The organism is Flavobacterium praedii (genome assembly GCF_026810365.1).
In the GTDB taxonomy this organism is placed as follows: domain Bacteria; phylum Bacteroidota; class Bacteroidia; order Flavobacteriales; family Flavobacteriaceae; genus Flavobacterium; species Flavobacterium praedii.
The window spans coordinates 3,772,486-3,786,070 of the sequence record NZ_CP113948.1 but is presented as its reverse complement, the minus strand read 5'-3'; the positions used below and the strand labels follow the sequence as shown (position 1 = coordinate 3,786,070).

Sequence of the window (13,585 nt, the reverse complement as noted above, 5' to 3'; positions counted from 1 at the left end):
AATACTCTTAAAAGTTAAAATTAATTATAAATATTGAGATTTTTACAATTAAATTAGAAGGATTAACTGTCAGTTTCTTATATTTGTTAAAACAAAAAAAACCATGAAAAATATTTCAAAAGAAACCATTTCACAAATGGATAAGATTGAAAAATTAAATTTAATTAATTCATGTACTGGTTTTAAATCCGCCAATTTAATTGCCACAAAATCTATTGAAGGAAATACCAATGTAGCTATTTTTAGTAGTGTTACCCATCTTGGTAGCAGCCCATCTCTTGTAGGTTTTATTGTACGACCAACCAGTGTTCCTAGAGATACTTATAAAAACATTATGGAAACTGGTTTTTTTACAATTAACCACATAACAGTTGATATGATTGCCGATGCACATCATACCTCTGCCAATTATGATTCTGGTATCTCTGAATTTGACAAAACGAATCTAGAAGAAGAATATAAAGATGGTTTCAATATTCCTTTTGTGAAAGGGAGTCCGGTACAACTCTATTGTAAATATGTAAACGAATACTTCATCAAAGAAAATGATACTATCCATATTATTGCCTCAATTGAACATGTTTTCTTTGATGAAGCTCTGGAGCATAAAGATGGTTGGTTGCAGCTTGATAAAGGAAATATTGTTGCCTTAAATGGTGTTGACGGTTATTTCTTACCTAAACTAATTGATCGTTTTCAATATGCCAGACAAGGAGTTCCTACAAAATCTTTTCCCAAAGAGAAGGAATAAAAGTGACAGGGAAAATTTGAGTCTTAATTTTTAGTAACAGTTTGTAAAGTTGATTGTTACGATAACCATTGGCGTTCTTAACTCTATTTAATAAAAAATTAAGTCTGTTTTGAAAGTTAAAACAACAGCATTCTTCGATTTTAAAAGTTGAATAGAAATAAAAACTAGCTCTGAAAAAAAATTACAATAAAAAACGGGAATAGTTGTAAAAACTATTCCCGTTTTTTATTATTTTCCTAAAATTCCTGTTTTTAAAATCTGTCCAAAATGAAACATATCTTCATACGAAGTATATAATGGAACTGGTGCTAGACGGATTACATTTGGTTCACGCCAGTCTGTAATTACTCCGTTCTTCATTAAATAATCAAATAAACTGCGTCCTTCTCCATGAAGAAAAACAGACAATTGACATGCTCTTTCTGATGGATTTGTTGGGGTTATAATTTCAAAGGAACCTTGCACTTCATTGCTAATTTCGTTCAGAATAAATTCTAAATAAGAGGTAATTGAATCTCTTTTTAATATTAATTGGTCCATTCCTATTTCGTCAAACATTTCGACAGAAGCTAAATATGGTGCTAATGATAAAATTGGCAAATTACTGATTTGCCAACCTCCAGCACCGTGAACAGGGTCAAAAACAGGCTCCATTTTAAAACGACGTTCTTTGTTGTGTCCCCACCAACCGGCAAATCGAGGCAACTCTTTATTGGTATGATGTTTCTCATGCACAAAACAACCAGAAGCATTTCCTGGACCTGAGTTCATGTATTTATAACTGCACCAAGCTGCAAAATCAACATTCCAATCGTGTAGTTCTAGTTTAATATTTCCAGCGGCGTGAGCCAAATCCCAACCTACATAAGCTCCTTGTTTGTGTCCCGCTTCGGTGATGGTTTTCATATCAAAGACCTGACCTGTGTAGTAATTCACTCCACCAATTAAAACCAAAGCCAGCTCCTCTCCTACTTCTTCAATTTTTGATAAAACATCTTCCAGGCGGATGTTATGTTCTCCCTCACGGCGTTTTATTTCCACGATCACATCTTCGGGTTTGTAACCATGAAAATGCACTTGGCTTTGAAACATATATTGATCAGAAGGAAAGGCTTTTTCCTCGCAAATAATTTTATAGCGTTTTGCTGTTGGTCTATAAAACGAAACCATCAACAGATGCAGATTTACCGTTAAAGTATTCATTACGGTAACTTCATTTGGTAAAGCACCCACCAATTTACTTAACGGATTAGCAAAACGTTCTTGATAATCCCACCAAGGTTTTTCGGCATAAAAATGGCCTTCAACAGCGAGGTTTGCCCAATCGTTCATTACCTCATCAACATATTTTTTGGTTCTTTTGGGTTGCAATCCCAAAGAGTTACCTGTGAAATAAATTACCTTTTTGTCATTGACTTTTGGAAAAATAAATTCGTCTTGGTATTTATGCAAATGATCTTGCGCATCGAGTTGTTGCGCAAATTCTAAGGTGTTTTTGAAATTCATTTTTCATAATTTTATGTTGTAAAAATAGAAAAAAGATAATAGCGAACAGAAAATAGAATAGAGAAAATAGGTAATAGAGGAAATAAAATTGACAATTCAATAATAATTAAATCTCCATGAGCCTATTTTTTACATTTAAAGCAACAAGATTCTTATGAAAAGAAATTGCGTTAGGGATAGTAATGGAAAGTTTTGATCTGAAACCATTTAGTAATACAGCAACGAGGAAGCGACCAGCGGAAGCTCCCGCAGTGCTAGTATTACTTTGGTTTTGGGTAAAAACTTGTAATGGATAGCCCGCAATACGCCCAGATAAAAAAGATTACAGATTTTAGAATTTAGATTTCTGTACTGTGCGTTCGCTTCGCTCAATTTAGGGCAAAAAAAAATCTCGCCATTGCTGACGAGACTTGTATTTATAATTTTGAATGTGATTAGATAATCAACATGGCATCTCCATAAGAGTAGAATTTGTATTCTTCTTTGATTGCTTCCTCGTAAGCTCTTTTCATTAAATCGTGTCCACAGAAAGCAGAAACCATCATTAATAAAGTCGATTTTGGTGTGTGAAAATTGGTAATCATACACGTTGGAATGCTAAAATCGTGAGGAGGAAAAACAAATTTGTTTGTCCAACCATCATAAGGATTCAGGGTGTTTTGTGATGAAACTGAACTTTCTACGGCACGCATAGAAGTAGTTCCTACGGTACAAATTCTTTTTTTATTGGCCTTAGCAGTATTTACAATATCACAGGCTTCTTGAGTGATTTTCAACTCTTCAGAATCCATTTTGTGTTTCGATAAATCCTCCACTTCAACTGGATTAAAAGTTCCTAAACCAACGTGAAGTGTTACTTCGGCAAATTTAATTCCTTTGATTTCCAATCTCTTCAACAAATGTTTAGAGAAGTGTAAACCAGCAGTTGGAGCCGCAACAGCACCTTCTTCTTTGGCATAAATTGTTTGGTAGCGCTCTGCATCTTCTGGAGTTACATCACGACTAATGTATTTAGGGATAGGAGTTTCTCCTAGTTCTGTCAATTTATTTCTGAATTCTTCATAAGAACCATCATAAAGAAAACGCAATGTTCTACCTCGAGAAGTTGTATTGTCAATTACCTCGGCTACTAATGAATCATCGTCTCCGAAGTATAATTTATTTCCGATTCTAATTTTACGAGCTGGATCTACTAAAACATCCCAAAGTCTTTGTTCTGCATTAAGTTCACGAAGTAAAAACACTTCGATTCTTGCTCCAGTTTTTTCTTTGTTTCCATACAAACGAGCTGGAAAAACTTTAGTATTATTCAATATTAAAACATCACCATCATCAAAATAATCGATAACGTCTTTAAACATTTTATGTTCTATCGTTTGTTTCTTACGGTCAATCACCATCAAACGAGACTCATCTCTATTTTCGGCTGGATATTCTGCAAGAAGTTCTTTTGGTAAATTAAATTGAAAGTGAGATAATTTCATTTGCTGTTTGTTTAAAAGTTTAAAGTTTCAAGTTTCAAGTTATTTAAACTGAACTTAAAAATCTTTCGAATGCAAATATACGACTGTGAGATAGGCGTTGTCAAGTGTTTACGGGTTTATTTTTCCTTACTCGTTCCTATCTATCAATATAATTGTGAAAAACACAACAAATACCTATGTAAATGACCATTTTTGAATCATTAAAAAATTTAATTTTTTTAAATCATCCCAAAAATCAGGATAGGATTTTGACACAACATCAGCATTATTGATGATAATTGGCACTTTTAATCCCAAAGGTGCAAATGCCATTGCCATTCGGTGATCGTTATAGGTGTCGATTCTTATCTCTTTATTAATATTTTCTGTTGCCAGTAAAGTCAAACTATCATTAGTAACTGACATATTGGCTCCCAATTTTGTTAGTTCAATACGAAGTGCTTCCAGTCTATCGGTTTCTTTAATTTTTAAAGTATGCAACCCTGTAAGATGGCATCCGATTCCGAGTCCTAAACAAGTAACAACAATGGTTTGGGCAATATCTGGAGTGTTATTTAAATCTAAATTTAAGTCGGAATAAACAAAACCTTCTTGTTTGGTCAAAGTCAGTTTGTTTCCTTCAAAATGAGAAGCAACTCCCATTTGTTTGTAAATTTCAACCAATGCCGAATCTCCCTGCAAACTAGTTTCTTTGTAACTTGTCAAAGAAATAGTAGCCGTTTTGGCCAGCGCCACTAAGCTAAAAAAATAAGAAGCCGAACTCCAATCCGATTCTACAGTCATTACTTTGTTGGCTACTACTTTTTTAGGATGTACCGTAATTACATTTTCGACAAAACTGGTTTGAATATCTAAATCATTTAGCAAAGCTAAGGTCATTTTGATATAGGGAATTGATGTAATCTCACCAACCAAAGTCAGTTCGATACCATTTTCTAATTTTGGCGCTACCAAAAGCAATGCCGATATATACTGACTGCTTACATTAGCAGGAATACTCACTTTATGGGCGGTAATTTTTTGTCCTATGATTCGAATGGGCGGATACCCATCTTCTTTTTCATAAGTGATTTGTGCTCCTAATTGTTGCAAAGCCTCCACCAAAACTTTAATTGGGCGTTCGGTCATTCTTTGCGAACCTGTTAACACTACTTCTCGACCTTCGTTTACAGCAAAATAGGCCGTTAAGAAACGCATTGCCGTTCCCGCATGGTGAATATCTACAACTTCATCATTTCCTTCTAAAGCTTTTTGCATTACCTCACTGTCATCCGAATTGGAAGTGTTCGCTAGAGTAATATTTGGATACAATGCTTGAAGCAACAACAGTCTATTGGTTTCGCTTTTGGAACCTGTAATGGCAATTTGGTCTTGTAAATCGAGTTGGGAACTTTGTAACAGTAAATTCATTTTGGAGTAATTGATAGGTGTGTTCTGGCAAATTTATTTTAAAAAAAGGATGTACCAAAACTTTGTCCTGACTTATAACATTATTTTAGTTTATCGTTGTTTTTGTGGCGGTCTTTGTCTCGAACGGATTTTAAATCCATCTTTTTATCAAAGGCGGCTTGCAAATCGATTCCGGTTTGATTGGCCAAACACAATACCACAAAAACAACATCGGCCAATTCTTCGCCGAGGTCTTTGTTTTTATCACTTTCTTTTTCGGATTGTTCGCCGTAACGACGGGCTATAATTCGAGCTACTTCACCTACTTCTTCGGTAAGTTGCGCCATATTGGTCAATTCATTGAAGTAGCGAACTCCGTGTTCTTTGATCCACGTATCAACGTCTAGCTGGGCATTTTTTAGGTTCATGGTTGTATTTTTTATATTTAAAGATTCAAAAAAAAATTGAACTTTACTCTTTATTTTTACTATCTATTTGAATTGTTACTGGACCATCATTGAGCAACAATACTTTCATATCGGCACCAAAAATACCGGTCTGCACTTTTTTTCCTAATTCCTTTTCTAAAGATTCTACGAAATTTTCATATAGTGGAATGGCAACTTCTGGTTTTGAAGCTTTTATATACGAAGGGCGATTTCCTTTTTTGGTTGAGGCGTGTAAAGTAAATTGACTTACCACGATAATGTCGCCTTCAATATCTTTTACAGAAAGATTCATTACGTCATTTTCATCTCCAAAAACACGAAGATTGGTGATTTTTTGGCAAAGCCAATTGATGTCTTCTTGCGCATCGGCAACTTCGATTCCTACTAAAACCAATAGCCCTTTTTGAATATCGGCTACAATTTTAGCATCAACAGTTACAGAGGCTTGGGAAACTCTTTGGATAACAACTTTCATAGCCCCCTAACCCCCGAAGGGGGAATTACAACGTGAACAAATAAAATCAATCATATTTAATAAAGATTAAAAAAGCATAAATTACAAAAAATTTAAACATCTTTTTTGAGTTCCCCCTTCGGGGGTTAGGGGGCTATTCTCTAGATTTATCACTAATGATTCGGTCTTCATTGTAATCATCTGTACGATAATGTTCGTCATCACCTTCGAGAATTTTGAGATAACTATTGTAACGAGACCAAGCTATTTCATCTCTTTCCAACGCAGCTTTTATGGCGCAATGTGGTTCTTCTTTATGCAAACAATTGTTAAACTTGCATTGATCTTTTAATTTGAAGAATTCCGGAAAATAACCGCTAATCTCGGCAGGATCCATATCGACCATTCCAAAACCTTTGATACCGGGAGTATCTATAATTTTGGCACCAAAAGACAAATCATACATTTCGGCAAAAGTGGTGGTGTGTTGTCCTTGCTTACTAGCTTCTGATATAGTCTTCGTTTTTAGATGCAAAGAAGGCTCCATCGCATTTACCAAAGTCGATTTGCCAACCCCGGAATGCCCAGAGAACATACTCACTTTTCCTTTCATTAATTCCTGCAAAGCATCAATCCCTTTCATTTCTGCAGCCGAAACTCTCAAACATTTGTACCCTATTTCCTGATAGACATGTTGCATATACAACTGCTCATCTAGCGTTACCTCATCCAAAGTATCGATTTTATTGAATACCAAAATAGCCTCAATTCCGTACGCTTCAGCAGTCACCAAAAAACGATCAATAAAATTGAATGTGGTTGGTGGATTATTTACAGTTACTAATAAAAATACACGATCAATATTCGAAGCAATAATATGCATTTGATGCGATAAATTCACGGCCTTACGAACGATGTAATTCTTTCTTTCGTGAATAGTATGTATGGTTCCAGTTACAGTATCCGAAGTTTCTTCGAGTTCATAATCGACAATATCGCCCACAGCAATTGGATTGGTGCTTTTTATTCCTTTGATTCGGAATTTCCCCTTCATACGGCATTCTATAAAATCACCTTGTTCCGATTTTACGGTGTACCAACTTCCTGTAGATTTGTAAACGAGTCCTGTCATTATTGATTTTAGATTTCTGATTTTAGATTTCTGATTTAAAATCTAAGACTTTGCAAAGATAATTAGTTTGTTTTAGGTTTAAATATTTAAACGCTTTTAAATATTTAAACGCTTTTAAATATTTAATAAAAAAAAGGTTGTGAAAGAATCACAACCTTTTAAAATTTTATTGTTCTAAAATTAACCTTCCCAATTTATCTTGTTTTTTTCTTGATGAATACAAAATAAATTCACTCTCATTCTTTCTATAATAAACACCTGGACGAAGCACCAATTCGTTTTTTACAACTTCCTCAGGATCTTTTCTCGTAATCGCCCCTTTTTCGTCAAATATAAAAAGAGAAGGAACCGAATTATTATAATTACCAAGTGCTTTTATTTTTTCAATATCCGTAATTCCTTTGTTTTTAATATTGTCATTAAAAATCACATTCAACTTACCATCTCTATACATTGGAATTGCTCCTAGATATTCAGGTCCTTTTCCCAAATCTACTAGTGGTATCGTTAAAGATGCTCCAACCGTAAAACTCCCATTTCCTCCTACAGCTCCTAATGACAATGACATTGTAGTAATTGCTGCTACTTGTTCTTTTGGCAAAACATTACTCCAATCTAATGACCCGTCAGGCTTTAGAGAGGTTACTATAATCTCATTTTTGGTGTAAATTACTGGTGTAAATGACAAAGGCCCGAATCCTGCACTTTTACCATAATAAACAGTTTGCAATTCTGAAAGTACAATTAAACCCCCATCATTTCTTTCAATTATTGTTGTAATATTATAAAGTGGCTTTACATCTTTTCCATTCTTAGCTCTTCTCTCGCCTAATAACTTAACTTTTGTTTCATAATCAAACTCATCAAATTTCACTTCGGGTATCGCTGTACTGTTAAGATCTAATGTTGCATTATAAACTCCTTTTAAATCCTTATTCGCTTTACCATTTTCTCGGACACTTGAATAAAATCCAACTAGTTTTAATGTGTTTTTTATTGTAGAAATCATTTTGCAGTTAATAATTTCTTTTCCTTTTATATTAATATCAACAACCTCTTTTTTATAATTATTTGCTCGTTTGAAAGTATGAATCTGAAATTTTTCAATTTGCTCTTTCTTTTTAGAGTCTCTATAACTTTCATTAATAACTAAAAAAACATCATTTTGAAAATTCAATTCAAAATCTGAAATAGTAAATTCATAATCTTTTTTACTATCATCAAATTTTACCTTTTCGGCATTTGAAAAAAGTTCATTTAATTTATTGTCTAATAATTTCACTTCATACTGAACAGCATCTTCTTTCGAGAATAAAGAGGTGTGCATTACTAGCAAGTTATTTTCATCTTGAGAAAGTTTAAAATAAAACATTCCTTTTTCTGATTTTTTTTCAACAACAGAATTAAATAAAAGGATTGATTTTTCACTTAAAACACCTTTATCTGATACTGGCACTCCAACCAAATTAAACGTTTTTTGTTTTCTATTGTAAACACTACCAATAGCATATAAATTTTCGCTTAACAAAAACATTTCTTCAAAATCAACTTCTCTATCTTCAAGTTTAGGGATAACAATAGGATTTGAAGAAATAATTTTCATTGTTTTCGATTCGAAAATCTTTAAAAAATATTCTTCCTTGCCCGCAATGGCTAAAGCATAAATTTTATCATTGGATTCCCCAATAATTTTAACGATTTTTTGATTGTCTTCTGGTAGTTCTTCACCATAAGTCATGTTCAGTTTATCAATTTTGTTTTGTGCAGACAAACTCATACAAGACAAACAAAACAATAAAAAAGCAAAAGTAATTTTTTTCATTTTTAAATTTTTAATAATACTAATAGGATATTTTTTTTATGAAACATAAAAAAACCTTCTGCATGACACAGAAGGTTCATTTTATTTAACAATATTAATACTTATTTTTTTAATAATTAAGCGTTTAATATTTTTTCTTGGTGACCAATACTTTCTTGGTGAATATCTTTGAATAATCTAACGATAAATTCTTCTGTCAATCCTTTTTTGGCGCCTTCGGCAACCATTTTTTCTTGGATTTCATTCCAACGGTTATTTTGAAGAATCGCTACGTTATTGTCTTTTTTTACTTGACCAATTTCGTCTGCTACTTTCATTCTTTTTCCTAATAGTTCTAATAAATTCGCATCCAGTACGTCGATATTAGCTCTTAGTTTAGTCATTTTACTGGCAAACTCATCTGTATCTCCGCTCACTTTTCTTACTTTCAAATCTTTGAAAATTTGTTTCAAAGCGTCTGGAGTAACTTGTTGTGCTGCGTCACTCCAAGCATTATCTGGATCGTGGTGTGTTTCGATAATCATACCGTCATAATTCAAATCCAATGCCTCTTGAGTTACTTCAAGAATCATATCGCGGTTTCCTGTAATATGTGAAGGGTCGATAATCAAAGGCAAATCAGGGAATTTGTTTTGCAATTCGATAGCAATCTGCCATTCTGGAATGTTTCTGTATTTTGTTTTTTCATAAGTAGAAAAACCTCTATGAATTACGCCCAATTTCTTGATTCCAGCAGCATACAAACGCTCAACTCCACCCAACCATAAAGCCATATCTGGGTTTACTGGATTTTTAATCAAAACTATTTTATCAGTCCCTGCCAATGTATCGGCAATTTCCTGAACAGCAAAAGGATTTGCCGTTGTACGAGCACCAACCCATAAAACATCAATGTCATTTTCTAAAGCTAATTTACAGTGCGCTGCAGTAGCTACCTCAGTACCCATTAGCAAACCTGTTTCTGCTTTGGCTTTTTTCAACCATTTCAATCCAATTTCACCTACACCTTCAAATCCTCCTGGACGAGTTCTTGGTTTCCAAATACCTGCTCTAAAAACGCTTACATCCGAGTCTTTCAATTCGTGAGCAATTCTTAAAACTTGCTCTTCTGTTTCAGCACTACAAGGTCCTGCAATTACAAGTGGGTGAGACAATTTGAATTCGTTCAACCAATCTCTCATTTCTTTCTTGTTTTCCATCTTTTCTTAGTTTTCCCCATTCCAACACTTATGTTATCGTGAATGGATGATTGTTTTTAATTACTTACTACTTTTATTATTTAATTCTTCTAATTTTATTTTTATTCTAAAGTATGACTGCAAACTAATTACTTCCTACTTTTTGGCATTCATTCCATTTAATATTTCTTTTATTCGATTCACACTTTGCATTTCGTTAAAAATCGCTTCGTAATCATCATTTACCAAAAGCTCTTTGAACTTGGTTAAATTCGAAATATATTCTTCCAATGTTTTCACCACCTGCTTTTTATTCTGTTTAAAAATCGGTGTCCACATTGCTGGCGAACTTTTGGCCAAACGAACCGTACTTTCAAAACCGGAACCCGCCATATCAAAAATATCTTGCTCGTCTTTCTCTTTATTGATTACCGTTTTTCCAAGCATAAACGAACTAATGTGTGACAAATGCGATACATAAGCAATGTGTTTATCGTGCGATTTTGGATCCATGTATCGAATTCTCATTCCGATTGCCGAAAAGAGCCACAATGCTTTTTCTTGTAATTTGAAAGTCGTTTTTTCTACCTCGCAAATGATGTTAGTCTTTCCTTGAAACAAGCCTTTTATCGCTGCCGATGGTCCCGAGAACTCCGTTCCTGCAATTGGATGCGTTGCTATAAAATTCCTTCTTCTTGGATGACCTGCAACAGCTTCGCAAATTGGAATTTTGGTCGAACCTACATCAAAAACAATAGCCGAATCTGAAATTAAATCCAACACCGTTGGTAAAACCACAATCGCCGTATCTACTGGAACCGAAACAATTACCAAATCCGCTTTGGACAAATCATCAAAAGTCGCTGCTTCATCAATAACTCCAAGTGCTATAGCTTCTTGCAAATGCTTTTCGTTGCTGTCTATTCCAAAAATTTTGGCATCAGGATTCAAACCTTTAGCATCCAATGCTATTGATCCTCCTATCAACCCTACACCTATTACGTATATATTCATAATTCTGTTTTTTGTAGCTAATCCTGCTATCCGTTTCAATCTTTTACTTTTAAAAGAAAAAGTAAAAGGATTTCCACTGCTATCAGGGCTAGGGCTTCCCGTTTTTTCAGAGATTTTATTTTATTTCAACGGTACTAAAATCGATCAATAGCTTCCTGTACTTTTTCCTCTTTTACACAAAGTGCAAATCGGATGTACCCTTCTCCATTGCTTCCAAAAATAGTTCCTGGAGTAATAAAAATATGTTTCTCGTATAATATTTTATCAATGAAATCCTCCGCAGATGCTATCCCTGCAGGCAATTTGGCCCAAACAAATAGTCCAACACCTTCTTTGTATACTTCGCAACCAAGTTTTTCAGCCAATTGCTCGGTAAGGACACGACGTGTTTTGTAAATGGCATTCATCGAATCAAACCAAGACTGATCGCTTTTTAAAGCTTCAATCGCTCCTTTTTGAATTCCGTAGAACATACCACTATCCATATTGCTTTTTACTTTAAGAACGGCATCAATAAATGCTGCATTTCCCAAAACCATTCCAACTCTCCATCCTGCCATGTTGAATGTTTTACTCAAAGAGTTCAATTCCAATGCCACCTCTTTAGCACCTTCTACTTGCAATAAGCTCATTGGTTTATCATTCAAAACAAAACTATACGGATTGTCATTGACTAATAATATGCTGTGTTTTTTGGCGAAAGCCACTAATTTTGCAAACAATTCCAAACTTCCTCTCGCTCCTGTAGGCATGTGCGGATAACCAATCCACATGATTTTTACTTTTGATAAATCTAATTTCTCTAAAGCATCAAAATCAGGTTCCCAGTTATTCACTTCTTTCAAATCGTAATAAACAGGCACTGCTCCAACCAGATTGGTCACAGAACTGTATGTCGGGTAACCTGGATTTGGAATCAAAACATGATCTCCTTCATTCAAGAAAGCCATAGATATGTGCATAATTCCTTCTTTGGAACCAATTAAAGGTAGAATTTCCACATTGGGATCTAAGGCAACTCCATAATTATTTTGATAAAAATCGGCCATACCTTTTCTAAGTTCTGGCAATCCTTGATAACTTTGGTATTGGTGTGCGTTTTCGTCTTGCATTGCCGAAACCACCGCGTCAATAACCGCTGATGATGGTTTCAAATCCGGACTTCCAATTCCCATATTGATAATTGGTTTTCCTTCTGAGGCCAGTTGTCTCACTTCTCTCAACTTTGATGAGAAATAGTATTCTTCAATGATATCGAGACGTTTTGATAGCCCCACCCCAGCCCTCCCCGAAGATGAGGGAGCTATTGCAGAGATTTGTTTTTTTTCTGAATTTTTCAATTGTACTATTTTTTAATCTAAAATTATAAGTTTTATTGCTCTATAATCCCCCTTCGGGGGCTAGGGGGCTAAGGTTTGGTATTTTTGTATTCGCCCAATACTTTAAAATATTCGGCCATTATCGTTAACAAAGCTTTTGACTTGGCATAATCTTCATATTTATCGAAAGTCACATCAACGAAAAAAGAATATTTCCAAGGTGTTTCTATTTTTGGCAACGATTGTATTTTGGTCAAATTCAATTTACAATCACTCATCACATTCAGCACCGCTGCCAAACTTCCTCGTTTGTGATCCAATTCGAATTTTATCGATGCTCTATTGATTTCGTTTTTTTCAAGAAAAGAATTTTCTTTTTTAAGAATAACAAAACGAGTCATATTATTGTTTATCGTTTGAATTTCTGGCGCCAAGATCTCCAAATCATACATTTCCGAAGCTGTTTTACTGGCTATAGCTGCAATTCCTGTCAGCTGTTTTTCGTGAATTCTTCTAGCGGTTTCGGCAGTATCCTTGTCTTCAACCAGTTTTATGTTTGGGTATTTTTTCAAGAATTCCATACATTGCAACAAAGCCATCGGGTGTGAATGCACTTCTTGAATATCCTCTATTTTTTGACCTTTCAGCGCCATTAAATTTTGGTGAATATCCAAATAATGTTCTCCTATTATGTGCAAATTGTTTTTGTCAATTAGTGCGTAATTTGGAATGATAGGTCCAGCAATAGAATTCTCAATGGCCATTACCGCCTGATCTGATTTTCCCGACAGTAAACTCGCTACCAATTCCTCAAAAGACAGACATTCGTCCACTTCTACATTTTGATAAAAATAGTCCTGAGCCACTTGATGGTGGAAAGATCCTTTAATTCCTTGTATTGCAATTTTCGTTCTCATTGGGTCAAAAAAAAATCCTGATTTTCATCAGGATTGTATATTAGTTTTATTTGTTTTTTAATCTTTCAAATAACCATAGCACAATCCCTTACTTCCTAAAGAAGAAATAAAAAGAGTTGCTAAAATAAAAACGGTTATTAGACATGGTTTTCTTTGTTGTTCAATTATTT

General features: G+C 34.3%; 12 protein-coding genes. 1 reads left to right on the top strand and 11 read right to left on the bottom strand.

Features of this window, described 5'->3' with window-relative positions; translation table 11 throughout:
- Positions 1 to 103 precede the first annotated feature (103 nt).
- A complete protein-coding gene (locus tag OYT91_RS16025; RefSeq protein ID WP_281238747.1) occupies positions 104 to 751 on the top strand; it encodes a flavin reductase family protein in 648 nt (215 codons plus the stop codon).
- A 228-nt stretch (positions 752 to 979) separates the two neighbouring features.
- Here the strand turns inward: OYT91_RS16025 and kynU are convergent, their stop codons facing one another.
- From kynU to OYT91_RS15970, 11 genes are all read right to left on the bottom strand, one after another.
- Complete coding sequence (gene kynU, locus OYT91_RS16020) at positions 980 to 2,257, bottom strand: kynureninase (RefSeq protein WP_281238746.1); 1,278 nt, start codon at positions 2,255 to 2,257, stop codon at positions 980 to 982.
- Positions 2,258 to 2,691: 434 nt separating this feature from the next.
- The gene (queA, locus tag OYT91_RS16015; RefSeq protein WP_281238745.1) at positions 2,692 to 3,741 is read right to left on the bottom strand and encodes a tRNA preQ1(34) S-adenosylmethionine ribosyltransferase-isomerase QueA; all 1,050 of its coding nucleotides are present in this window, start codon (positions 3,739 to 3,741) and stop codon (positions 2,692 to 2,694) included.
- A 174-nt stretch (positions 3,742 to 3,915) separates the two neighbouring features.
- Positions 3,916 to 5,151 (bottom strand): 3-phosphoshikimate 1-carboxyvinyltransferase, encoded by a 1,236-nt coding sequence (gene aroA, locus OYT91_RS16010; RefSeq protein ID WP_281238744.1) that lies wholly within the window; start codon positions 5,149 to 5,151, stop codon positions 3,916 to 3,918.
- 80 nt (positions 5,152 to 5,231) lie between these two features.
- Positions 5,232 to 5,558 carry a nucleotide pyrophosphohydrolase gene (locus tag OYT91_RS16005; protein ID WP_007811153.1) on the bottom strand — a complete coding sequence of 109 codons (327 nt, stop codon included), beginning with the start codon at positions 5,556 to 5,558 and terminating at the stop codon, positions 5,232 to 5,234.
- A gap of 43 nt (positions 5,559 to 5,601) precedes the next feature.
- The gene (gene dtd / locus OYT91_RS16000) at positions 5,602 to 6,054 is read right to left on the bottom strand and encodes a D-aminoacyl-tRNA deacylase (RefSeq protein WP_281238743.1); all 453 of its coding nucleotides are present in this window, start codon (positions 6,052 to 6,054) and stop codon (positions 5,602 to 5,604) included.
- Between the two features lie 133 nt (positions 6,055 to 6,187).
- Positions 6,188 to 7,165, bottom strand: a complete 978-nt coding sequence (gene rsgA / locus OYT91_RS15995; protein ID WP_269223922.1) for a ribosome small subunit-dependent GTPase A — start codon at positions 7,163 to 7,165, stop codon at positions 6,188 to 6,190.
- 166 nt (positions 7,166 to 7,331) lie between these two features.
- Positions 7,332 to 8,987, bottom strand: coding sequence for a hypothetical protein (locus OYT91_RS15990; RefSeq protein ID WP_281238742.1), 1,656 nt, complete (start codon positions 8,985 to 8,987; stop codon positions 7,332 to 7,334).
- A 116-nt stretch (positions 8,988 to 9,103) separates the two neighbouring features.
- On the bottom strand, positions 9,104 to 10,186 hold the full coding sequence (locus OYT91_RS15985; protein WP_269223925.1) for a bifunctional 3-deoxy-7-phosphoheptulonate synthase/chorismate mutase type II: 1,083 nt from the start codon (positions 10,184 to 10,186) through the stop codon (positions 9,104 to 9,106).
- A gap of 135 nt (positions 10,187 to 10,321) precedes the next feature.
- The gene (locus tag OYT91_RS15980; protein ID WP_281238741.1) at positions 10,322 to 11,179 is read right to left on the bottom strand and encodes a prephenate dehydrogenase; all 858 of its coding nucleotides are present in this window, start codon (positions 11,177 to 11,179) and stop codon (positions 10,322 to 10,324) included.
- 134 nt (positions 11,180 to 11,313) lie between these two features.
- Entirely contained in the window at positions 11,314 to 12,456 is a 1,143-nt protein-coding gene (locus OYT91_RS15975) for a pyridoxal phosphate-dependent aminotransferase (protein ID WP_281240394.1), read from the bottom strand.
- A 131-nt stretch (positions 12,457 to 12,587) separates the two neighbouring features.
- Positions 12,588 to 13,415, bottom strand: coding sequence for a prephenate dehydratase (locus OYT91_RS15970; RefSeq protein WP_269223927.1), 828 nt, complete (start codon positions 13,413 to 13,415; stop codon positions 12,588 to 12,590).
- Between the last annotated feature and the right edge of the window lie 170 nt (positions 13,416 to 13,585).

Coding starts and splice junctions, on each gene's coding strand:
- OYT91_RS16025 (WP_281238747.1), top strand. CDS start 104: ATGAAAAATATTTCAAAAGAAACCATTTCACAAATGGATAAGATTGAA.
- kynU (WP_281238746.1), bottom strand. CDS start 2,257: ATGAATTTCAAAAACACCTTAGAATTTGCGCAACAACTCGATGCGCAA.
- queA (WP_281238745.1), bottom strand. CDS start 3,741: ATGAAATTATCTCACTTTCAATTTAATTTACCAAAAGAACTTCTTGCA.
- aroA (WP_281238744.1), bottom strand. CDS start 5,151: ATGAATTTACTGTTACAAAGTTCCCAACTCGATTTACAAGACCAAATT.
- OYT91_RS16005 (WP_007811153.1), bottom strand. CDS start 5,558: ATGAACCTAAAAAATGCCCAGCTAGACGTTGATACGTGGATCAAAGAA.
- dtd (WP_281238743.1), bottom strand. CDS start 6,054: ATGAAAGTTGTTATCCAAAGAGTTTCCCAAGCCTCTGTAACTGTTGAT.
- rsgA (WP_269223922.1), bottom strand. CDS start 7,165: ATGACAGGACTCGTTTACAAATCTACAGGAAGTTGGTACACCGTAAAA.
- OYT91_RS15990 (WP_281238742.1), bottom strand. CDS start 8,987: ATGAAAAAAATTACTTTTGCTTTTTTATTGTTTTGTTTGTCTTGTATG.
- OYT91_RS15985 (WP_269223925.1), bottom strand. CDS start 10,186: ATGGAAAACAAGAAAGAAATGAGAGATTGGTTGAACGAATTCAAATTG.
- OYT91_RS15980 (WP_281238741.1), bottom strand. CDS start 11,179: ATGAATATATACGTAATAGGTGTAGGGTTGATAGGAGGATCAATAGCA.
- OYT91_RS15970 (WP_269223927.1), bottom strand. CDS start 13,415: ATGAGAACGAAAATTGCAATACAAGGAATTAAAGGATCTTTCCACCAT.